Here is a 22,217-nt window from a genome sequence, read left to right on the forward strand (position 1 = left end):
AACACGAACGCGCCGAGAGCGCGCGAACTGCACCCACCCTACAACGAGGGCGTTTCTGAAGTTTTAAGCGATGCGTGCAATTTCGGGGCACTGTTGCGAATGATTTGCAATTGCGTTGACAGGCCCGGAAACCGCTCTATAGTTTATTGCAACTCATTCGCAAAAGCAGCTCAGGACAACCGATGCTCCGCCGCTCATTCAATGCCCTTCTTCTCAGCCTGCCGCTTCTTGCCGCCGCGCCCGCTTTCTCGCAGGAAAAGCCGAAGGTGGTGACGACCTTCACCATTATCGCGGACATCGCGGCGAATGTGGCGGGCGATGCGGCCACGGTGGAATCCATCACCAAGCCGGGCGCGGAGATTCACAATTACCAGCCGACGCCGCGCGATATTCTCAAGGCGCAGGACGCAAAGCTGGTTCTGTGGAACGGCCTCAATCTCGAACTCTGGTTCCAGAAATTCCTCGCCAATCTCGGCGACGTGCCGCACGTCACCGTCAGCGACGGGATCGAACCGATGAGCATCGTGGAAGGCCCCTATCAGGGCAAGCCGAACCCGCATGCCTGGATGTCGCCGGACAATGCGCTGATCTATGTCGAGAACATCCGCAAGGCACTCGGCGCGCTCGATCCGGCCAATGCCGCGACCTACGACGCCAATGCGAAAGCCTATGGCGAGAAGATCAAGGCGCTCGGCGAGGAAATGAAGGCGAAGATCGGCGCGCTGCCGGAGGAAAAGCGCTGGCTCGTCACCAGCGAAGGCGCGTTTTCCTATCTCGCCCGCGATTTCGGCCTGAAGGAACTCTTCCTCTGGCCGATCAATGCCGACCAGCAGGGCACGCCCAAGCAGGTCAAGGCGGTGATCGACGCCGTGCGCGAGCACAATATCCATGTCGTCTTCAGCGAAAGCACCGTTTCCGCCGATCCCGCAAAGCAGGTCGCCGCCGAAACCGGCGCGACCTATGGCGGCATTCTCTATGTCGACTCGCTGAGCGAGGCGGACGGCCCTGTGCCGACCTATCTCGACCTCCTGCGCGTGACCTCGGAGACCATCGTGAAGGGCCTCTCGCAATGATGATGGGCGGCAAACCGAAGAAGGTGGACGGCATCGTCGCGGAAGACGTGACCGTCACCTATCGCAACGGCCACACGGCGCTGACCCATGCCAGCTTCTCCGTGCCGCGGGGCACGATCACCGCGCTGGTCGGCGTCAACGGCGCGGGCAAGTCCACGCTCTTCAAGGCGATCATGGGCTTCGTGCCCGTCGCTGCCGGCAAGGTGACGATCCTCGGTCTTTCCGTGCGCGAGGCGCTGAAGCAGAACCTCGTCGCCTATGTGCCGCAGGCCGAAGAGGTGGACTGGACCTTCCCCGTGCTCGTCGAGGACGTGGTGATGATGGGCCGCTACGGCCACATGAACTGGCTGCGCATACCGACGAAGCGCGACCACGAGATGGTCGAGGAAGCGCTGGCGCGGGTCAACATGACCGCTTACCGCAAGCGCCAGATCGGCGAGCTTTCCGGCGGGCAGAGGAAGCGCGTCTTCCTCGCCCGGGCGCTGGCGCAGGAAGGCCAGGTGATCCTGCTCGACGAACCCTTCACCGGCGTCGACGTGACCACCGAGGAACAGATCATCGACCTGCTCGGCAAGCTGCGCGACGAAGGCCGCGTCATGCTCGTCTCCACCCACAATCTCGGCAGCGTGCCGGATTTCTGCGACCGCACGGTCTTCGTCAAGGGCACCGTCATCGCCTCCGGCCCGACGGCCGAGACCTTCACCGAGGCCAATCTGGAACGCGCCTTCGGCGGCGTGCTGCGCCACTTCATCCTCGGCGGCCACGACCTGCACGACGACGAGGACAGGCGCACCGTCAAGGTCATCACCGACGACGAGCGCCCCTTCGTCATCTATGGCGAGGAGGAGAAGCGGTGATCGACACGCTGCTGGAACCCTTCGGCTACGGCTACATGGTCAATGCCATGTGGGTAAGCGCGCTGGTCGGCTGCATCTGCGGCTTCCTTTCGGCCTATCTTATGCTCAAGGGCTGGTCGCTGATCGGCGACGCGCTCTCGCATTCCATCGTGCCCGGCGTCGCCGGGGCCTATATGCTGGGCCTGCCCTTCGCGGCGGGCGCCTTCCTGTCCGGCGGGCTTGCCGCCGCCGCCATGCTCTTCCTCAACCGGCAGACGCAACTCAAGGAGGACGCGATCATCGGCATGATCTTCTCCTCCTTCTTCGGCCTCGGCCTCTTCATGGTGTCGCTCTCGCCGACGCCGGTGAACATCCAGACCATCGTGCTCGGCAATATCCTCGCCGTGACGCCGGAGGACACGATCCAGCTCGCCATCATCGGCGCGGTGACGCTCGTCGTCCTCCTGTTCAAATGGAAGGACCTGATGGTCGCCTTCTTCGACGAGAACCACGCCCGCTCCATCGGCCTCAACCCGACGGGCCTGAAAATCCTGTTCTTCACCCTGCTCAGCGCTTCCACGGTCGCGGCCATGCAGACGGTCGGGGCCTTCCTCGTCATCGCCATGGTGGTGACGCCCGGCGCGACCGCCTATCTGCTCACCGACCGCTTCCAGCGCCTCATCGTCATCGCCGCCGCGCTCGGCGCGGGCACCAGCATCGTCGGGGCCTACCTTTCCTATTTCCTCGACGGGGCGACCGGCGGCATCATTGTCGTGCTGCAGACGGCGATCTTCCTCCTCGCCTTCCTCTTCGCCCCCAAGCACGGCCTCATCGCCGCCCGCCGCAGGAGCCGGCTGGCGCTTGAAACCCCGGGAGGCGTCCAGCCATGAACGAAACGCTCGAACTCGCGCTCCTGCCCTTCCAGCTCGCCTTCATGCAGAACGCCTTCCTGGTGACGCTGATGATCGCGGTGCCCATGGCGCTGCTCTCCTGCTACCTCGTGCTGAAGGGCTGGTCGCTAATGGGCGACGCGGTCTCGCATGCGGTGCTGCCCGGCGTCGTCATCGCCTATGTCGTCGGCCTGCCCTTTGCGGCCGGAGCCTTCGTCGCGGGCCTCTTCTGCGCCCTTGCCGCCGGCTATCTCAAGGACAACAGCCGGGTGAAGGAGGACACCATCCTCGGCATCGTCTTTTCCGGCATGTTCGCGCTCGGCCTCGTGCTTTATGTGAAGATCCAGCCGGATATCCATCTCGACCATATCTTCTTCGGCGACATGCTCGGCATCGCGGCCTCCGACCTCGTGGAGACGGCGGCCATCGCCAGCGCCGCGACGGCCTTCATCCTCATCTTCCGCAAGGACCTGCTGGTGCAGGCCTTCGACCGGCAGCACGCCTCGGCCATCGGCCTGCCGGTACGGTTGCTGCACTACGGGCTGCTGGCCGTGCTCTCGCTTGTCGTGGTCGGCGCGCTGAAGGCGGTCGGCATCATCCTCGCCGTCGCCATGCTGGTCGCGCCCGGCGCGATTGCCGCCCTTCTCACCCGGCGGTTTCCGAGCATGCTGATGGTTGCGGTCGCCGTCGCCGTCGGCGCATCCTTCTTCGGCATCTGGCTGAGCTTCATCCTCGACAGCGCCCCCGCGCCGACCATCGTGCTGCTCATGTCCGCGCTCTTCGTCTTCGCCTTCCTCCGGCGCATGCTGGAAAATCGCCGCCCCGCGCCGCAGATGTGAACGCCGCCGCCGTTCGGTCGACACGGGTCCGGTTTCCGTCTATCGTCCGGCGCAAACGGCCGGCCTGCTTCGGCCCAAACGAACGAAAACGGCACGGGACGGCATGGCGCATATCGGTATCGTCGGCGGTGGCCTCATGGGCTGCGCCACAGCGCTCAATCTCATGGAACAGGGCCACAGCGTCACCATCCTCGAGCGGGATGCGGGCGGCCTGCCGGCCTCGGTCGGCAATGCGGGCATCCTCGCCGTGCCCGAGATCGACCCGCTGGCCCGCGCGGACATGCTGCTTTCCATGCCGAAATGGCTGCTCGATCCACTCGGCCCGCTGACGCTGCGCTGGCAGGACCTGCCGGCGCTGACGCCCTGGCTCATCCGCTTCCTGCGCTCCGCCCGCCCCGGCACGGCGGCGGCCGGCCGCGACGCGCTGCTGACACTGATGAAGACGGCCGAGGCCGACCATATCCGCCTCGGCAATTTCGCCGGCATTTCCGGCCATATCCGCGACACCGGCGCGCTGACCGTCTTCGACAGCGTCGCCGCCCGCGACAAAACCTTCGCCCACGAAACCGAAAACGCGAAGCTGATCGGCTGCAATGTCGAGAAACTGGATGTGGAGGAAGCCCGCCGCCGCGTGCCCGCCCTGCAAGGCGCTTTCGCCGGCGCCGTCTTCAACGACGGCCACAAGACCTTCGACTATCCGCTAACCTTCCTGCGCCGGCTGCAGGCTTCGCTACGCGAGCGCGCGACGCTGGTCGACGCCACCGTCTCCTCGGTGGCGCAAGCGCAGGACGGCGTCGTCGTGCGCACCGAGGGCGGCCGGGAATTCACCTTCGACAGGCTGGTCATCGCGGCCGGCGTCTGGTCGCGCCGCTTCGTCGCCGATCTCGGCCTGAAGGTTCTGCTGGAGACCGAGCGTGGCTACAACACGACCTTCATGAACCCCTCGACCACGCTGGAAATGCCGGTCTTCTTTTCCGAACACGGCTTCGTCGCGACACCCTTCGAAAATGCCCTGCGCATCGGCGGCGCGGTGGAGCTTGCCTCGCCGGACGCCCCCGCGAACTACAAGCGCGCCGCCGCCATGCGGAAGAGGATGCGCCGCTACGTGCCCGATCTCCAGGAAGAAGGCGGCACGGAATGGATGGGTCGGCGTCCTTCGACACCCGACTCGCTCCCCGTCATCAGCCTGCATCCGCGCGACCCGCGCATTGCCTTCGCCTTCGGCCACGGCCATGTCGGCCTGACGCTTTCGGCAACAACCGGCCGCCATGTCGCGCGCCTTCTTTCCGGCGAGAGCGATGCCGCGCTCGCCCCCTTCTCCATCGCCCGCTTCCAGTAAGCACCCCAAACGACATAGAAAGAACCCACCGTGCACAAGGTCATTTTCGATACGGACCCCGGCGTCGACGACGCCATGGCGCTTCTCTTCCTGCACAATCATCCCGAAATCGACCTCATCGGCATCACCACCGTCTTCGGCAATGCCGCCATCGAGACGACGACACGCAACGCGCTGTTCCTGAAGCGCGAATGGGGCATCGGCGCGCCGGTCGCCCGCGGCGAGGGCAAGACCTACAACCCGATGCGCAACCCCACCGACTGGCCTGTGATGATCCACGGCCATGACGGCCTCGGCAATATCGACGTGCCCGAGACGATCGACCTGCCCGTCGATCCGCGCCCGGCGCACCGCTTCATCATCGAGACCGTGCGCGCCAATCCGGGCGAGGTGACGCTGATCGCCGTCGGCCGCATGTCCAACCTCGCCTATGCGCTGAAGGAAGACCCGGAGATCGCCGGCCTCGTCAAACAGGTCATCATCATGGGCGGCGCCTTCGACGTGCCCGGCAACATCACGCCCGCCGCCGAGGCCAATATCCACGGCGACCCGGAAGCCGCCGATGTGGTGATGGGCGCGGCCTGGAAGGTGGTCGTCGTCGGCCTCGACGTGACGATGAAGACGGTGATGACGCGCAAGCGCCTCGCCGAACTCACCACGAAGAACGGCAAGCACCTCAAGCTGCTCTCCGACATCTCGCAGTTCTATATCGACTTCTACGGCCAGCACGTGAAGGACGAGGGCATGGTCGTGCACGATAGCTGCGCCTGCATCTATCTCGTCGCGCCGGACCTCTTCACCACGCGCCCCGGCGCGATCCGCGTGGTCGCCGGCGGCATCGCCGATGGCCAGACCATCCAGAAACCCGACGCCCGCAGCTTCCCGCCCGGCAACTGGGACGGCCTGCCGAGCCAGCACGCCTGCATCGGCATCGATGCGGAAAAGGTTATGGCGCTGCTGGATGAGACGCTGGTGCGGTAACGGGAGCGGCACCGGCCAACCAAGCCCCTCACCTGCCTGCCGGCATCCTCTCCCCGCAAGCGGGGCGAGGAGCGATGGGCGCGCTGTTTTCCTCCGTCTCCCCGCTTGCGGGGAGAAGGTCCCGGCAGGGGGATGAGGGGCCGTTTCCTCCTTACTCCACCGTTGCCGGCAGTTGCCAGTCGATCGGCGTGCGGCCGTGCTTTTCAAGGAATTCGTTCGCCTTGGAGAACGGCCGCGTGCCGAAGAAGCCGTTATGCGCCGAAAGCGGCGAGGGATGCGGCGAACGCAGCACGAGATGGCGGCTCTTGTCGACGAAGGCCGCCTTCTTCTGCGCATAGGAACCCCAGAGGATGAAGACGACGGGCTTTTCCTGCTCGTTGACGGCGCGGATGACCGCATCCGTGAACCGCTCCCAGCCCCGGCCCTGATGGGAGGCCGCACGGCCCATCTCCACCGTCAGCACGCTGTTGAGCAGCAGCACGCCCTGCCGCGCCCAATGTTCGAGAAAGCCGTGGCGGGCCGGCGCAATGCCAAGGTCAGACTGCATTTCCTTGTAGATATTGACGAGCGAGGGCGGCGTGCGCACACCCGGCTGCACGGAAAAGCACAGGCCATGCGCCTGCCCCTCGCCGTGATAGGGATCCTGCCCGAGAATGACGACGCGCACCTCGTCGAGCGGCGTCAGGTCCAGCGCGCGAAAATATTCCGCCCCCTTCGGGAAAATGCGCCGCCCCTCCTGCTTCTGCTCCAGAAGGAAGCTCTTCAGCTCGGCCATGTAGGGGCTGGTGAATTCCGCCGCGAGCGGGGCCTTCCAGCTCTCGCCGATCTTGATATCCGTCGCTGCCATCGCTCTCTCCTTGACGAAGGAGAGTTTAGCGCCGTGCGACGGCAAGGACCGGGCAAACCGCCGGTCATCCACAGCTAATCTCAGGCGACGCCCAGCACCGTCATCAGGCTTTTCATGCGCGCGGCGGCAAGTTCCGGCCTGTCGAGCACATTCGCACGGTCGGCGAGGCGGAAGACATCGGCATAATGCACGACGCCGCGCGCCGACTGCATGCCGGCCGGCATGGTGAAATGATCCTGATGGCCGTTCAGCCAGGCAAGGAAGACGACGCCCGCCTTGTAATATTGCGTCGGTGCCTCGAAAATCTTTCGCGAGAGCGGCACGGTCGGCTCGATGACGGCGCGGAAGGTGGCGACATCGCCCGCCGCCAGCGACGCCAGCGCCTTCGAGGCCTGCGGCGCGACCGCATCGAAAATGCCGAGCAGCGCGTGGCTGTATTTCCGCCCGTCGCCCTCGATCAGTTCGGCATAGTTGAAATCGTCGCCCGTAAAGCAGAGCACGCCCTCCGGCAGGCGGTCGCGCAGCGCTACCTCACAAGCGTTGTCGAGCAGGGAAATCTTAATGCCTTCCACCTTGTCGCGGTTCTCCGCGATGATCGACAGAACCGCATCGAGCGCCGGCTCGAAGCTTTCCGAACCCCAGTAGCCCCTGAGCTGCGGATCGAACATGTCGCCGAGCCAGTGCAGCACGACCTTGTCCTTCGCCTGACCGAGAATGCGGCCATAGACCTTGCGGTAATCGTCCGGCGACTGCGCGATACGGGCAAGCGCGCGGCTCGCCATCATGATCGCCCGGCCGCCGTGTTTTTCCACGAAGCCGACCTGCTCCTCGTAGGCCTTGACGACATCGTCCAGCGAACGGGCGTCGGCAGGGTTGAGATGGTCCGTGCCCGCGCCGCAGGCAAGGCCCGCACCCGGCACCGTCTTCGCCTCGGCAAGCGAGCGGCGGATCAATTCCTGCGCGCCGGCCCAGTCGAGACCCATGCCGCGCTGGGCCGTGTCCATCGCCTCGGCGATGCGAAAGCCGAGCGACCAGAGATGATGGCGGAAGGCCATGGTGCGCTCCCAGTCGACCGCCGGCGCTTCCCATGGCCGCGTATCGCGACGCGGATCGGAAACCACGTGGGCGGCGGCATAGGCGATGCGGTTGAAATGCGGGACAGCGGCAGGGCGCTCGGTCGGCATGCCAAGAAGGGAATAGGCTTCGAGACCGCCATCGGCACGCGGCAGGGAAAGGCTGATCGGCATGAAATCCTCCCGAGGTTTTGAAGGGAAATAATTTAGATCGTTCCAAATTTCAAGCATGAATCTCGCGAGCACATCCGCTTAATAGCGCGCAATTCCCCGGAAATGGTGTGTCCAGAACAAGCTTGACAAATTTGGAACGATCCAATTTACTGCATCTCAACAAGCGGGACCGACACCCCGCAAAGGGAGGATGATCGTGAACAAGGGCCGGGTGACCGTCGTCGATATTGCGCGCGCCGCCGGCGTGTCGAAGTCGACCGTCTCGCTCGTCCTGCAGGCCAGCCCCCTCGTCAACGAGGCGACGCGGGCCAAGGTGAACGCGGTCATCCGCGAGCTTGGCTATGTCTACAATCGCGGCGCGGCGAACCTGCGCCAGTCCGCCTCCTCCCGGATCATCGGCATCATCGTCAACGACCTCACCAACTCCTTCTTCGCGGAGCTGGCCGTCGGCATGGACATGGTCATGCAGTCGGCCGGTTATGTGCAGTTCCTGTCGAATTCCGGCGAAAGCGTCGACCGCCAGCGCGAGGTCATCGCCTCCATGCGCGAGCACGGCATTGCCGGTCTCATCCTCTCGCCCGCCCGGGGCACGGAAGCGGCGGACCTGAAGCAGCTTACCGCCAGCGGCATTCCCGTCGTCGCCGTGGTGCGCAATGTGGTGGGCGCGAAGGTCTCCTCGCTCTTTTCCGACAATTATGCCGGCGCGAAGGATGCCGTGCGGCACCTCATCTCGCTCGGCCACCGCCGCATCGCCTTCCTCGGCGGCATTCCCAACACGACCGTCTTTGCCGAGCGTGTCGAAGGCTGGCGCGATGCGCTGGCCGAAGCCGGCCTCGATGCGCCGGATGCACTGGTCATCGGCACGACGGCCTCGCGCGCCGGGGGCGTTGCGGCCATCGAGCGCGCGCTGCTCTTGCCCGGCCAGCCGACCGCCGCCCTCTGCTTCAACGATGCGGCCGCCTTCGGCGTCTGCGACGGCCTGCGTGCCGGCGGCAAGGAACCGGGCCGCGATTTCGGCGTGGTCGGCTTCGACGACGTGATCGAGGCCGAGACCGCCGTACCCGCGCTGACGACCGTTTCCGTCGATCCGCAGGGCATGGGCCGGCGGGCGGCGCAGCTTCTCCTGAAACAGATCAATGCCGGCCGGGTGGAACCCGAAGCCATCGTCAGCTCCGTGCGCCTCGTCGTGCGCCAGAGCTGCGGCGCCGGCCAGAAGACGAAGAGGATGTCGGCATGACACGGTGGGGACTGATCGGGGCGAGCACGATCGCGAAGGAATGGGTGATCGGCGCGATCCGCGCGACGGGCGGCGAAGTCGTCTCCGTCATGAGCACCAGCGCCGAGCGCGGCAAGGCCTATGCGGCCGAGCAGGGCATCGCCAAGTCGGTGACGACGCTGGATGCGCTGGTGAACGACCCCGAGATCGACGCCGTCTACATCTCCACCACCAACGAGCTGCACCGCGACCAGACGCTCGCCGCCGCCAGGGCCGGCAAGCATATCCTCTGCGAAAAGCCGCTCGCCATGGCGCTCGGCGATGCGCGGGCCATGGTGAAGGCCGCCAAGGATGCCGGCGTCGTCATGGCGACCAATCATCACCTGCGCAATGCCGCCACGCATCGGGCGATGCGCGAGGCCATCAAGGCCGGCCGCATCGGCACGCCGCTTGCCGCCCGCGTCTTCCACGCCGTCTATCTCCCGCCGCATCTGCAGGGCTGGCGGCTCGACAAGCCGGAAGCCGGCGGCGGCGTGATCCTCGACATCACCGTGCACGATGCCGATACGCTGCGCTTCGTGCTCGACAGCGACCCGGTGGAGGCCATCGCCTTCGCGCAGGCCGGCGGCATGGGCCAGGCCGGGCTTGAGGATGCCGCGATGGGCGTGCTGCGCTTCGAAAACGGCGTCATCGCCCAGTTCCACGACGGCTTCACCACGAAATTCGCCGAAACGGGCCTAGAGGTGCACGGCACGGACGGCTCGCTGATCGGCCGCAACGTGATGACGCAGCGCGCCACCGGCACCGTGACGCTCCGCGATGCGCAGGGCGAACACGACCTGCCGCTCGACCACCAAAATCTCTATGAGACCGCCCTTTCCGCCTTCCACGCCGCCCTCGCCGGCAAGGGGCAGCCCTCCGCCACGGGCGAGGACGGCGTCTGGTCGCTGGCGACCGGCCTTGCCGTCGTCGAGGCGGCCCGCACGGGCAAGACCGTCCGCATCGAAACCGGATTCTGAAGCATCATGAGCAAGCATATCACCCCGCGCCAGGCCGCAGACCTCATACCCGACGGGGCCGTCGTCTCAGTCTCCTCCTCCTCCGGCCTCGGCTGCCCGGACCTGACGCTGAAGGCCATCGGCGAGCGCTTCGACGAGACCGGCCACCCGCGGAACATCACGACGCTGCACCCCATCGCCGCCGGCGACATGAGCGGTATCAAGGGCATCGACTACATCGCCAAGCAGGGACTGCTCGCCAAGGTACTGGCCGGTTCCTATCCATCCGGCCCCTCCTCCTCCGAGCCACCGCTGATCTGGCAGATGATCACCGGCAACGAAATCCCGGCCTACAACATCCCCTCCGGCATCCTCTTCGACATGCACCGCGAGGCCGCCGCCAAGCGCCCCGGCGTCATCACCAAGGTCGGGCTGGATACATTCGTGGACCCCACCCGGCAGGGCTGCGCCATGAACGACAAGGCCGGGGCGGAACCGATCGTCGAGAAGATCACCTTCGCCGGCGAGGAATGGCTGTATTTCAAGGCCATCGCGCCGCAGGTCGCCATCATCCGCGCCACCACGGCGGACGAGCGCGGCAACCTGACCTATGAACATGAGGGGGCCTATCTCGGTGGCCTCGACCAGGCACTCGCCGCGCGCAACAATGGCGGTATCGTCATCGCGCAGGTCAAGCGCCTCGCCAAGGAAGGCTCGCTGAAGCCGCATGACGTGCGCGTACCGGGCGTGCTGGTCGACTACGTCGTCGTCGATCCGGAACAGAAGCAGACGACGCAGACGCTCTACGATCCCGCCATTTCCGGCGAAATCTTCCGCCCGCTCGACAGCTTCCGCGTGCCGGAATTCAACATCCAGAAGGTCATCGCCCGCCGGGTGGCCGAGGAGCTCGAGACCGGCAGCGCCGTCAATCTCGGTTTCGGCATCTCCGCCAACGTGCCGCGCATCCTCATGGAAGAGGGCCTGCACGGGGCCGTCACCTGGGTGATCGAACAGGGTGCCGTCGGCGGCGTGCCGCTGCTCGACTTCGCCTTCGGCTGCGCCTCCAATGCCGACGCCTTCATGCCCTCGCCCTACCAGTTCACCTATTTCCAGGGCGCGGGCTTCGATGCCTCGCTGCTCTCCTTCCTGGAAATCGGCAGGGACGGTTCGGTGAATGTCTCCAAACTCTCCTTCCGCCCGCATGTGACGGCCGGCTGCGGCGGCTTCGTCGATATCACGGCACGGGCGAAGAAGGTCGTCTTCTCCGGCATGTTCAATGCCGGCGCGAAGCTCACTATTGCGGATGGCAAGCTCGTCATCGAGAAGGAAGGAAAGCTGAAGAAGCTGGTCAACGAGGTCGAGCACGTCACCTTCTCCGGCCCGCGCGGTGTGGCGCAGGGACAGGACATCACGTATGTCACCGAACGCTGCGTGATGAAGCTGACGCCCGAAGGCATCCTGCTCACCGAGATCGCGCCGGGCGTCGATCTTCAGGCGCATATCCTCGACCAGTCGGAGTTCCCCCTGATCGTCTCGCCGGACCTCAAGGTGATGGATGCGCGCCTCTTCACCGATGCGCCCATCGGCCTGACGCTGCCGGCAAAGGCGCCGCGCCGGCTTGCGGAGGCGAACCATGGCTGAGCCGCGCATCCGCATCGACATCGACGGCCCTGTCGCGACGATCACCGTCGCACGGCCGGAAAAGCTGAACGCCTTCGACATCGACATGCTGAAGGAGCTTTCCGCCGCCTGCGATACGGTGGAAGCCAATGCCAGCGTGCGCGTCGCCATCCTCACCGGCGAGGGCAAGGCCTTTTCCGCCGGCGGCGATATCCGCGCCTGGGCGGGCATGGAAGCCAATGAATTCGGCCATGCCTGGGTGCGCTTCGGCCACCGCGTCTTCGAACGGCTGGCGACGTTGCGCATGCCGCTGGTCGCCGCCGTCAACGGCCATGCGCTGGGCGGCGGGCTGGAACTGGCCGCCGCCGCCGATATCCGCATCGCCGAGACGCAGGTGAAGATCGGCCTGCCGGAAGCCGGTCTCGGCATGGTGCCCGGCTGGTCCGGCACGCAGCGGCTGGTGAAACGTTTTGGTGCGCAGGCGGTGCGACGCATGCTGCTCGGCGGCGAGGTGCTGACGGCGGCGGAGGCGGCAACGCTCGGCATTGTCGATCAGGTCGTGGAAACGGGCACGGCGGTCGAGGCCGCAAGGGCCTATGCGGCGCGCATCGCGGCGCGCGGACCGGCGGCGACGGAGATTTCCAAGCTGATGATTGCCGTGGCAAACGGCGAGGACAACGGCGCGGCGGTGGAAGCCCTCGGCTCCATCCTCGTCGCCAAGACCGGGGACCTCAAGGAAGGCGTCGCCGCCTTCACGGGAAAACGCCCCGCAGACTTCAAGGGAGAATGGTGATGACCGCGCATGTGAAACCCAAGGCGATCGACAATTTCAAGGTGCGCGATTTCCGCATGCTGATCGATGGCGTGTGGACGGAAGGTTCCGGCAACGCGCTCGAACGCGTGGCCCCCGGCCATGGCGTCGTCGTCAGCCGCTATCCGGCCGGCACGAAGGCCGATGCCGAGCGCGCCATCGCCGCTGCCCGCAAAGCCTTCGATGACGGCCCGTGGCCGCGCATGACCGGCGCGGAGCGATCCAACATCCTGCTGAAGGCCGCCGATCTCATCGCCGCGAAGGCCGACGAGCTTGCCTTCCTCGACTGCATCGAAAGCGGCAAGCCGATCAGCCAGGCCAAGGGCGAGCTTGGCGGCGCGGCCGATATCTGGCGCTATGCGGCGGCCCTTGCCCGCGACCTGCACGGCGAGAGCTACAACACGCTCGGCGAAGGCACGCTCGGCGTCGTACTGCGCGAGGCGATCGGCGTCGTCTCGATCATCACGCCCTGGAACTTCCCTTTCTTGATCGTAAGCCAGAAGTTACCCTTCGCGCTCGCCGCCGGCTGCACGACGGTCGTAAAGCCATCGGAACTGACCTCCGGTTCAACGCTGCTTCTCGGCGAAATCCTCATCGAGGCCGGCGTGCCGGCGGGCGTCGTCAACATCGTCACTGGCACCGGCCCGGAGGTCGGCGCGCCGATGACGACGCATCCCGATGTCGACATGGTCTCCTTCACCGGCTCCACCGGCGTCGGCCGCCTGACCATGGCGAATGCCGCCCAGACGCTGAAGAAGGTGTCGCTGGAACTTGGCGGCAAAAACCCGCAGATCGTCTTCCCCGACGCCAATCTCGACGAATTCATCGACGCCGCCGTCTTCGGCGCCTATTTCAACGCCGGCGAATGCTGCAATGCCGGCTCGCGGCTGATCCTGCACAAATCCATCGCGGCGGAGGTGACCGCGCGCGTGGCGGAACTCGCAAAGAAGGTGAAGGTCGGCGATCCGCTCGATCCGACGACGCAGGTCGGCGCGATCATCACGCCGCAGCATCTCGAAAAGATCGGCTCCTATGTCGATGGCGCGGCGAAGGCCGGCGCATCCGTCGCGCTCGGCGGGGCGGCGCTCGATCTCGGCCTCGGCCAGTTCATGGCCCCGACGATCCTTTCCGGCGTGAAGCCGGACATGGCGGTCGCCCGCGAAGAAGTCTTCGGCCCGGTCCTCTCCGTGCTGACCTTCGAGACGACGGACGAGGCGATCCGCATCGCCAACGCCATCGACTATGGCCTTTCGGCCGGCGTCTGGAGCCGCGATTTCGATACGTGCCTGTCCATCGGCCGCAAGGTGCGCGCCGGCACGATCTGGATGAACACCTTCATGGACGGCGCGTCGGAGCTGCCCTTCGGCGGCTACCGCCAGTCCGGCCTCGGCCGCGAACTCGGCCGCCATGCCGTGGAGGACTATACGGAGACCAAGACGCTCAACATGCATATGGGCGTGCGCACCGGCTGGTGGATGCCGCGATGAGCAAGCCCTTCCCGACAACCATGACTGGGACCGGCTCCGCCGCCCGCTCAGGGCGTCGGGAAGCTGAATTGTGGGCTCTGCAGCAGGGTGAGTTCTTCCACCGGCTCGCCGGCGATGCGCCGCAGCAGCAGCCGGCCCATGGCCTCGCCTGCCGCCGGCAGGTCCTCGTGGATGGTCTCGACCTTCGGCTGGATCTGGCTGAGCAGGCGCGAGGTCTGCTTGCCGACGATGTCATATTCGACACCGAGCGAAAAGCCGTTGTCGCTCATGCCGGTAATGGTGGCGAGCGCGGAAACCTCGCCGGGACAGGTAATGCCATCCGGCGGGTCGGGCTCGCCGCTGCGACGGCGCATGGTGTCTCGGATCGTATCGGCTGGGCTGTCGAGGTCGAGCGTATCGGGAATCTCGTAGGCGACGCCGGCCTCGCGCACGGCGGTCATGAAGCCGTGCAGCATGTGCTGGTGGAAGGTCAGGCGCCTCGGCGGCAGGATGATCGTCACCTTGCGCCGGCCCTTGGCGATCAGGCGCTTCGTCGCCTCGTAGGCGAAGGCGAAATTGTCGTAGTCGACGAAGGCATGCGGGGTGGAGAATTCCGTGCGGCCGTGGGTCACGAAGGGAAAGCCGTTTTCCAGAAGCAGCCGCACGCGCGGATCGAACGGCTCGGTGCGCGAGAAGATCAGGCCGTCGGCCATGCCGTTGCGGATGATGTAGTTGACCGCATCGACATTGCTGCCGTCGAGGAAATTCGGCGTGACGATGAGATGGTAGGGCGTCGCCTGCAGGGCGCGGGCAAGGCCATGCATGATGGACGTGCCGAAGCCGAGGATTTCCTCGTGCGGGTCGAGCAGCACGGAAATGACATTGGTGCGGCCGGTCTTGAGGCGCTGGGCCGCGCGGTCCGGCAGGTAGCCGATCTCGGCGGCGACCTCGTGCACCCGGCGGCGCGTCGCCTCGGAAATCTGCGGCGCATTGCCGAGCGCACGGGAAACCGTGGTGATGGCAAGTCCCGTCATTTCCGCAATGGTCTTCAGCGTCGGCTTGCCGGCTCGAAGCGTGCTGCGGGCGGGATCGTGGTCGGCGGGCTTGTCGATGCGGGACACGGATACGCTTCTTCGGATGGCGTCAGTCAATGGGCGGCACCATATCGGCGCACCTGGCATTCGGCAATCTTGCGCCGCACAGAATTTAAAACGATTTCAGTGCAGCGCACAAACCAGCAGAAAGCGGTGGATACGCCCGCATTCTCCGAATTTACCGCGTTTTTGAAGAGAGCCGGCGCGACATGCCGTCCCGGCTTGACTCCGCAAATTTACAACGTTTTAAATTGGCGCGGCGCTTTGAGCCATGGACCAAATTCCGACGCCCCTTCGGGCCTCGGGGAAATCGGCGGGAGGAGGCTCTCGCCCATGAACTTGCAAACGGGAGGAATACGATGCGCAAGTTTCTGACGACCACTGCAGCGATTGCGGTGCTGATGGGTATGGGCGGCACGGCCGCCCGCGCAGCCGAGAACGTGGAAGTCCTGCACTGGTGGACCTCGGGCGGTGAAGCCGCCGCGCTCGACGTGCTGAAGAAGGACCTCGAATCCAAGGGCATCTCCTGGACCGACATGCCGGTTGCCGGCGGCGGCGGCACGGAAGCGATGACCGTCCTGCGCGCCCGCGTCACGGCCGGCAACGCGCCGACCGCGGTGCAGATGCTCGGCTTCGACATTCTCGACTGGGCCAAGGAAGGCGCGCTCGGCAACCTTGACGAAGTCGCCGCCAAGGAAGGCTGGGACAAGGTGATCCCGACCGCCCTGCAGCAGTTCTCCAAATATGACGGCCACTGGATCGCCGCGCCGGTCAACGTCCACTCCACCAACTGGATGTGGATCAACAAGGCCGCGCTCGACAAGGCCGGCGGCAAGGAACCGGCGAACTGGGACGAACTCGTCGCCCTTCTCGACAAGTTCAAGGAACAGGGCATCACGCCGGTCGCCCATGGCGGCCAGCCGTGGCAGGACGCGACGATCTTCGACGCGGTCGTGCTCTCCTTCGGCAACGACTTCTACAAGAAGGCCTTCATCGATCTCGACCCGGAAACGCTGGGCGGCGCCCAGATGAAGGAAGCCTTCGACCGCATGACGAAGCTGCGCTCCTATGTGGACGACAACTTCTCCGGCCGCGACTGGAACCTGGCCTCGGCCATGGTGATCGAAGGCAAGGCCGGCGTGCAGTTCATGGGCGACTGGGCGAAGGGCGAATTCATCAAGGCCGGCAAGAAGCCGGGCGCTGACTTCGTCTGCATGCGCTTCCCGGGCACGCAGGGCTCCGTCACCTTCAACTCCGACCAGTTCGCAATGTTCAAGGTCGCGCCCGAGAAGGTTCCGGCCCAGCTCGTCATGGCCTCGGCCATCGAAAGCCCGACCTTCCAGTCGGCCTTCAACGTGGTCAAGGGTTCGGCCCCGGCCCGCACGGACGTCTCCGACGAAGCCTTCGACGATTGCGGCAAGAAGGCCATCAAGGACCTTGCCGAAGCCAACACCAACGGCACGCTGTTCGGCTCCATGGCGCACGGCCACGCAAACCCGGCCTCCGTCAAGAACGCGATCTACGACGTCGTGACCCGCCAGTTCAACGGCGAGCTGACCTCCGAGGAAGCCGTGACGGAACTGAAGGCCGCCGTCGAGGCCGCGAAGTAACCAGGGATCGAGGGGTTCGCCCCTCATCCGCCTGCCGGCACCTTTTCCCCGCAGGCGGGGAGAAGGAAGAATGCCGCACCGCCCAGTTCCCTCTCCCCGCTTGCGGGGAGAGGGTCAGGGTGAGGGGCTACCGCCCTTGAACCGCAAACCGCACACTAACGGTGGTATCGACCATGGATAGCCGAAGCCGGCTGCAGGAGCTTCTGCCGAAGCTCGTGCTGGCGCCCAGTTTCCTCATCGTGCTCGTCTTCGTCTACGGCTTCATCGCCTATACGGGCTTCCTGTCGCTGACGGACAGCAAGATGCTGCCCTCCTACAATTTCGTGGGCCTCAGCAACTATTCCAAGCTCTGGGCGCTGCCGCACTGGTGGCGGGCGATCTCGAATCTGGCGATCTTCGCCTCGCTCTATATCGTCATCTGCTCGGTGCTGGGTCTGGCGCTCGCCATCCTGCTCGACCAGAAGATCCGGGCGGAAGGCATCCTCAGGCCGATCTACCTCTACCCGATGGCACTCTCCTTCATCGTCACCGGCACCGCCTGGAAATGGTTCCTCGACCCCGGCATCGGCCTTGAGAACACCATGCATCTGTGGGGCTGGGAGAGCTTTTCCTTCAACTGGATCAAGGACCGCAACTACGCCATCTACTGCGTGGTGATCGCCGCCGTCTGGCAGTCCTCCGGCTTCGTCATGGCCATGTTCCTCGCCGGCCTTCGCGGCGTCGACAACGAGATCATCAAGGCCGCGCAGATCGACGGCGCGACGACGGGCACCATCTACCGCCGCATCATCATTCCGCTGATGCGCCCGGTCTTCCTCTCCGCCTTCGTCGTGCTCGCCCACCTCGCCATCAAGGCCTACGACCTCGTCGTGGCGCTCACCGGCGGCGGGCCGGGGCAGGCGACCGAACTGCCGGCGACCTTCATGTATTCCTACACCTTCACCCGCAACCAGATGGGCATCGGCGCGTCCTCGGCGATCATCATGCTGATCATGATCTTCTCGATCATCGTCCCCTATCTCTATTCCGAAATCCGCGGAGGCAAAGGCCGATGAGCGCGCAAAGCCCCGACAACATCATCACCCACAGCCGCCTGACACGCGCCCTCATCTACACCGCGCTCATCCTCTTCGCGATCTACTACCTGCTGCCGCTCTATGTGATGCTGGTGAACTCGCTGAAGCCACTGGAGGAAATCCGCCAGGGCGGCATGCTCAACCTGCCGCAGCAATGGACGATCGAGCCGTGGCTTTCCGCCTGGTCGACGGCGCAGATCGGCGTGCAGCCGACAGGCCTGCGGCCCTTCTTCATCAACTCGATCCTGATGGTCGTGCCGGCCGTCGCCATCTCCACGATCATCGGCGCGCTGAACGGCTACGTGCTGACCAAGTGGCAGTTCAAGGGCTCGAACGTCTTCTTCGGCCTGCTGCTGCTCTCCTGCTTCATCCCGTTCCAGATCGTGCTCATTCCCATGGCGCGCATCCTGGGCATGCTGGGGCTGGCCGGCTCCCTCTGGGGCCTCATCTTCGTGCACATCATCTACGGCCTCGGCTTCACGACGCTCTATTTCCGCAACTACTATGAGAACTTCCCGACCGAGCTGGTGCGCGCGGCGCAGATCGACGGCGCAAGCTTCTTCCAGATCTTCTACCGGATCCTGCTGCCCTCCTCCGGGCCGATCATCGTCGTCTCGGTCATCTGGCAGTTCACCAATATCTGGAACGACTTCCTGTTCGGTGCCTCCTTCTCCGGCGCGGACACGACGCCGATGACCGTCGCCCTCAACAACCTCGTCCAGTCCTCGACGGGCGTGAAGGAATACAACGTGCATTTCGCGGGCGCGATCCTCGCGGCGCTGCCCACCCTCATCGTCTACATCGTCTCCGGACGCTATTTCGTGCGCGGCCTGATGTCCGGCGCCGTGAAAGGATAACGCTCATGTCGTTCCTGAAGATCAGCAACCTGCGCAAGTCCTACGGCGCGCTCGAAATCCTGAAGGACATCAACCTGGAAATCGAACAGGGCGGCTTCCTCGTGCTCGTCGGCCCCTCCGGCTGCGGCAAGTCCACCCTGCTCAACACCATCGCCGGCCTCGAGCCGATCACCTCCGGCGATATCGCCATCGACGGACGCTCCGTCTCGGGCCTGCACCCTTCCAAGCGCGATATCGCCATGGTGTTCCAGTCCTATGCGCTCTATCCGAACATGACTGTCGCCGGGAACATCGCCTTCGGCATGGAAATCCGCGGCGTGGCGAAGGAGGAGCGCGACAAGGCGATCAAGCAGGTCGCCGACATGCTGCAGATCGGCCACCTGCTGGAGCGCAAGCCCGGCCAGCTCTCCGGCGGCCAGCGCCAGCGCGTCGCCATGGGCCGGGCGCTGGTGCGCGACCCGAAGCTTTTCCTGTTCGACGAGCCGCTGTCGAACCTCGACGCCAAGCTGCGCGTCGACATGCGCACGGAAATCAAGCGCCTGCACCAGCGCATGAAGACCACCATCGTCTATGTGACGCACGACCAGATCGAGGCGATGACGCTCGCCACCAAGATCGCCGTGCTGAAGGACGGCGTGCTGCAACAGTTCGGCTCGCCGGCCGAAATCTACAACAACCCGGCCAACACCTTCGTCGCCGATTTCATGGGCTCGCCCGCCATGAACCTGCTCAAGGGCAAGGTCGAGACCAACGGCTCCGGCCTTGCCGTCTCGCTCGCCCGTCATCAGGCCGAACCGCTGGTGCTGTCCGTGCCGAATGCGCCGGGCAGCCTGTCGGCCTATAGCGGCAAGGACGTCATCTTCGGCATCCGCCCGGAGGCGCTGACCGACCCCGATGGCGCGGACCGCAACGCCCGCACCGTGGCCGAGGGCGATTGCCTGATCGAGGTGGTGGAGCCGGCCGGCGCCGACACCTTCGCCGTCACGCATCTGGGCGGCAAGGAGATCGTGGCGCGCCTGCGCGCCGACGTGCGCATCACCGCCGGCCAGACCGCGCGTCTTGCCTTCAATCTCGACAAGGCCGTGTTCTTCGACCCGGCAAGCCAGCTTCGCATCGCCTGAGAAAGCCATGACCACGCAGCCGGACATCGTCATCATCGGATCGGGCATCGGCGGCTCTACCATGGCCGCCGCGCTTGCCCCGACGGGCGCGAGGATCGTCATCCTCGAAGCGGGCGATCACCTGCCCGACCGCCCGGAAAACCGCGACCAGCGCGCCATTTTCCAGCGCGGCCATTTCCGCCCGAAGGAGATGTGGTACGAGGCCGACGGAACCGCCTTCAACCCCGGCAACTACTACAATGTCGGCGGCAACTCGAAATTCTACGGCGCGGTGCTGGTGCGCTACCGCCACGAGGATTTCGAGGAGATGCGCCACCGCGACGGCGTCTCCCCCGCCTGGCCCTTCCCCTATGAGGAACTGGAGCCGTGGTATTCCGCCGCCGAAAAGCTCTACAACGTGCGCGGTACGCTCGGCGAGGACCCGACCGAGCCGCACCATTCCGCCCCCTACCCGTTTTCGCCCGTGCCGGACGAGCCGGCCATCGCGAAGGTCCGCGCGAAGATGAAGGCGAACGGGCTGCACCCCTATTCCCTGCCGCTCGGCGTCGATATCGACCGCTGGCTCGCCAAGGCGAAGACACCCTGGGATGCGCATCCGAACTGCAACGACGGCAAGATGGATGCAGAAAGCACGGCGCTTGCCGAAGCGCTGAAACATCCGAATATCGAGCTGCGCACCAATTGCCGGGTGACGCGGCTTGCCACCGCGCCGCACGGCCGCACCATCTCGACCGTGCACTACAGGCGCGGCGACGCGGCGGAGAGCCTTTCGCCGAAGCTGGTGATCCTCTCGGCCGGCGCAGTGCAATCGGCCGTTCTCCTGCTGCGCTCGGCTTCCGAGGCCTTCCCGAAGGGGCTTGCCAACAGCTCCGATCAGGTCGGCCGCAACTTCATGAACCATAATTCGAGCGCCGTGATCGGCCTCTCGCCCTTTTACCGCAACACCTCCGTCTACCAGAAGAGTTTTGGGTTCAACGACTACTACCTCTCGGACGGAAACGGCGGCGCGCCGCTCGGCAATGTCCAGCTTCTTGGCCGCGTTTCGGGAAAGATCCTGAAGGCCAACATGCCCTCTGTGCCGGAATGGCTGCTGGAGCAGGTCGCCGGGCACAGCATCGATTTCTACGCGATGAGCGAGGACCTGCCGCATCCCGAAAGCCGCATCATGGTGGATCGCGACCGGATCGTCATGAAATGGACCCGCACCAACTGGCAGGCCCATCTCGACCTCGTGACGAAACTGAAGAGCGCGCTCAAAAAGGCCGGCTTCCCCATCGTGCTCGCCCGCGCCTTCGACAAGCGCACGCCCTCGCATCAATGCGGCACCGTGCGCATCGGCAACGATCCGGCGAGCGCACCGCTCGACATCTGGTGCCGCGCCCATGACCACCCGAATCTCTTCGTGGTCGACGCCTCGTATCTGCCGACCTCCGCCGCCGTGAACCCGGCCCTGACGGTCGCCGCGCAGGCGCTGCGCGTCGCCGGCCACATCCAATCGAGGGACCTTGCCGCATGACGACCGCACCCCGCCCCGTCGCCATCGTCACCGGCGGCCGCCGCGGCATCGGCCTCGGCATCGCCAAGGCCCTTGCCGCCGAAGGTTTTGACATCGCCGTCACCGGCATCGGCGAGGCGGATGCCACGACCGATGCCATGCTGGCCGACCTTGAAGCGCTCGGCACCCGGGCGATCTATCTGAAGGGCGACCTCGCGGACGTTTCCGGCCACGCGGCAACCGTCGCGGCCATCGAGGATAGGCTTGGAGCCATCGGCTGCCTCGTCAACAATGCCGGCATCGCCTCCGTCGTGCGCGGCGATTTCCTCGATCTCGCGCCGGAGAATTTCGACACCATCGTCGCGACCAATCTGCGCGGCACCGTCTTCTTCACCCAGGCCGTGCTGAAGGCGATGCTGCATTCGAAGCAGGCGGCCGGCCCGCGCTCCATCATCAACATCACCTCGATTTCGGCCGGCCTCACCTCCCCCGAGCGGCTCGACTATTGCATGACCAAGGCGGGACTGGCCGCCTTCAGCCAGGGGCTGGCGCTGCGGCTCGCGGATACGGGCATCTCCGTTTTCGAGATTCGCCCCGGCATCATCCGCTCCGAAATGACGGCCGGCGTCTCGGCGAAATACGACGCGCTCATCGAAAGCGGCCTCGTGCCGATGAAGCGCTGGGGCGAGCCGGGCGATATTGGCAACGCCGCGGCGGCGCTCGCGGCCGGCAAATTCGCCTTCGCCACCGGCTCGGTGATCAATCTCGACGGCGGCCTCGCCATCGGGCGGCTCTAGGCCG

General features: G+C 65.4%; 20 protein-coding genes. 17 read left to right on the plus strand and 3 right to left on the minus strand.

The window, feature by feature from the left end; all coding sequences use genetic code 11:
- The first annotated feature begins 182 nt into the window (after nucleotides 1-182).
- The 6 genes from K8M09_RS14275 to K8M09_RS14300 all read left to right on the plus strand — a co-directional run bounded on the left by K8M09_RS14275 (nucleotide 183) and on the right by K8M09_RS14300 (nucleotide 5,958).
- Complete coding sequence (locus K8M09_RS14275) at nucleotides 183-1,073, plus strand: metal ABC transporter substrate-binding protein (RefSeq protein WP_160785153.1); 891 nt, start codon at nucleotides 183-185, stop codon at nucleotides 1,071-1,073.
- Nucleotides 1,070-1,930, plus strand: a complete 861-nt coding sequence (locus tag K8M09_RS14280) for a manganese/iron ABC transporter ATP-binding protein (RefSeq protein ID WP_324256098.1) — start codon at nucleotides 1,070-1,072, stop codon at nucleotides 1,928-1,930. The genes K8M09_RS14275 and K8M09_RS14280 overlap by 4 nt, the downstream gene beginning before the upstream one ends.
- Nucleotides 1,927-2,799 carry a metal ABC transporter permease gene (locus K8M09_RS14285; protein WP_324256099.1) on the plus strand — a complete coding sequence of 291 codons (873 nt, stop codon included), beginning with the start codon at nucleotides 1,927-1,929 and terminating at the stop codon, nucleotides 2,797-2,799. The genes K8M09_RS14280 and K8M09_RS14285 overlap by 4 nt, the downstream gene beginning before the upstream one ends.
- On the plus strand, nucleotides 2,796-3,638 hold the full coding sequence (locus K8M09_RS14290) for a metal ABC transporter permease (protein ID WP_160785152.1): 843 nt from the start codon (nucleotides 2,796-2,798) through the stop codon (nucleotides 3,636-3,638). Before K8M09_RS14285 ends, K8M09_RS14290 begins: the two co-directional genes overlap by 4 nt.
- Before the next feature lie 103 nt (nucleotides 3,639-3,741).
- On the plus strand, nucleotides 3,742-4,977 hold the full coding sequence (locus tag K8M09_RS14295; protein WP_160785151.1) for an NAD(P)/FAD-dependent oxidoreductase: 1,236 nt from the start codon (nucleotides 3,742-3,744) through the stop codon (nucleotides 4,975-4,977).
- 30 nt (nucleotides 4,978-5,007) lie between these two features.
- Nucleotides 5,008-5,958 carry a nucleoside hydrolase gene (locus tag K8M09_RS14300; protein ID WP_160785150.1) on the plus strand — a complete coding sequence of 317 codons (951 nt, stop codon included), beginning with the start codon at nucleotides 5,008-5,010 and terminating at the stop codon, nucleotides 5,956-5,958.
- A gap of 151 nt (nucleotides 5,959-6,109) precedes the next feature.
- Here the strand turns inward: K8M09_RS14300 and ung are convergent, their stop codons facing one another.
- Complete coding sequence (gene ung / locus K8M09_RS14305) at nucleotides 6,110-6,805, minus strand: uracil-DNA glycosylase (RefSeq protein ID WP_160785149.1); 696 nt, start codon at nucleotides 6,803-6,805, stop codon at nucleotides 6,110-6,112.
- Nucleotides 6,806-6,885: 80 nt separating this feature from the next.
- Nucleotides 6,886-8,052: a dihydrodipicolinate synthase family protein gene (locus K8M09_RS14310; RefSeq protein WP_160785148.1), complete on the minus strand. Its 1,167-nt coding sequence runs from the start codon at nucleotides 8,050-8,052 to the stop codon at nucleotides 6,886-6,888.
- A 196-nt stretch (nucleotides 8,053-8,248) separates the two neighbouring features.
- Here K8M09_RS14310 and K8M09_RS14315 point away from each other — a divergent pair, with 196 nt between their 5' ends.
- The 5 genes from K8M09_RS14315 to K8M09_RS14335 are packed head-to-tail and all read left to right on the plus strand — an operon-like array spanning nucleotide 8,249 to nucleotide 14,184.
- The gene (locus K8M09_RS14315) at nucleotides 8,249-9,289 is read left to right on the plus strand and encodes a LacI family DNA-binding transcriptional regulator (RefSeq protein ID WP_160785147.1); all 1,041 of its coding nucleotides are present in this window, start codon (nucleotides 8,249-8,251) and stop codon (nucleotides 9,287-9,289) included.
- Entirely contained in the window at nucleotides 9,286-10,287 is a 1,002-nt protein-coding gene (locus K8M09_RS14320; RefSeq protein ID WP_160785146.1) for a Gfo/Idh/MocA family protein, read from the plus strand. Before K8M09_RS14315 ends, K8M09_RS14320 begins: the two co-directional genes overlap by 4 nt.
- Before the next feature lie 6 nt (nucleotides 10,288-10,293).
- Complete coding sequence (locus K8M09_RS14325) at nucleotides 10,294-11,907, plus strand: acyl CoA:acetate/3-ketoacid CoA transferase (protein WP_160785145.1); 1,614 nt, start codon at nucleotides 10,294-10,296, stop codon at nucleotides 11,905-11,907.
- Nucleotides 11,900-12,679 (plus strand): enoyl-CoA hydratase/isomerase family protein, encoded by a 780-nt coding sequence (locus K8M09_RS14330; protein ID WP_160785144.1) that lies wholly within the window; start codon nucleotides 11,900-11,902, stop codon nucleotides 12,677-12,679. The genes K8M09_RS14325 and K8M09_RS14330 overlap by 8 nt, the downstream gene beginning before the upstream one ends.
- A complete protein-coding gene (locus K8M09_RS14335; RefSeq protein ID WP_160785143.1) occupies nucleotides 12,679-14,184 on the plus strand; it encodes an aldehyde dehydrogenase family protein in 1,506 nt (501 codons plus the stop codon). Before K8M09_RS14330 ends, K8M09_RS14335 begins: the two co-directional genes overlap by 1 nt.
- A 47-nt stretch (nucleotides 14,185-14,231) precedes the next feature.
- Here the strand turns inward: K8M09_RS14335 and K8M09_RS14340 are convergent, their stop codons facing one another.
- A complete protein-coding gene (locus tag K8M09_RS14340; RefSeq protein WP_229342386.1) occupies nucleotides 14,232-15,197 on the minus strand; it encodes a LacI family transcriptional regulator in 966 nt (321 codons plus the stop codon).
- 419 nt (nucleotides 15,198-15,616) lie between these two features.
- Here K8M09_RS14340 and K8M09_RS14345 point away from each other — a divergent pair, with 419 nt between their 5' ends.
- The 6 genes from K8M09_RS14345 (at nucleotide 15,617) to K8M09_RS14370 (ending at nucleotide 22,213) form a co-directional block, all read left to right on the plus strand.
- A complete protein-coding gene (locus tag K8M09_RS14345; RefSeq protein WP_160785141.1) occupies nucleotides 15,617-16,867 on the plus strand; it encodes an ABC transporter substrate-binding protein in 1,251 nt (416 codons plus the stop codon).
- A gap of 173 nt (nucleotides 16,868-17,040) precedes the next feature.
- Nucleotides 17,041-17,922 carry a carbohydrate ABC transporter permease gene (locus tag K8M09_RS14350; protein ID WP_160785140.1) on the plus strand — a complete coding sequence of 294 codons (882 nt, stop codon included), beginning with the start codon at nucleotides 17,041-17,043 and terminating at the stop codon, nucleotides 17,920-17,922.
- Entirely contained in the window at nucleotides 17,919-18,800 is an 882-nt protein-coding gene (locus K8M09_RS14355) for a carbohydrate ABC transporter permease (RefSeq protein ID WP_160785139.1), read from the plus strand. Before K8M09_RS14350 ends, K8M09_RS14355 begins: the two co-directional genes overlap by 4 nt.
- A 5-nt stretch (nucleotides 18,801-18,805) precedes the next feature.
- Nucleotides 18,806-19,921 carry an ABC transporter ATP-binding protein gene (locus tag K8M09_RS14360; RefSeq protein WP_160785138.1) on the plus strand — a complete coding sequence of 372 codons (1,116 nt, stop codon included), beginning with the start codon at nucleotides 18,806-18,808 and terminating at the stop codon, nucleotides 19,919-19,921.
- 7 nt (nucleotides 19,922-19,928) lie between these two features.
- The gene (locus tag K8M09_RS14365) at nucleotides 19,929-21,437 is read left to right on the plus strand and encodes a GMC oxidoreductase (RefSeq protein WP_160785137.1); all 1,509 of its coding nucleotides are present in this window, start codon (nucleotides 19,929-19,931) and stop codon (nucleotides 21,435-21,437) included.
- Entirely contained in the window at nucleotides 21,434-22,213 is a 780-nt protein-coding gene (locus tag K8M09_RS14370) for a 3-ketoacyl-ACP reductase (protein ID WP_160785136.1), read from the plus strand. The genes K8M09_RS14365 and K8M09_RS14370 overlap by 4 nt, the downstream gene beginning before the upstream one ends.
- Nucleotides 22,214-22,217: the final 4 nt, after the last annotated feature.

Origin of the sequence: Shinella zoogloeoides, assembly GCF_020883495.1 — a bacterium.
GTDB lineage: Bacteria > Pseudomonadota > Alphaproteobacteria > Rhizobiales > Rhizobiaceae > Shinella > Shinella zoogloeoides.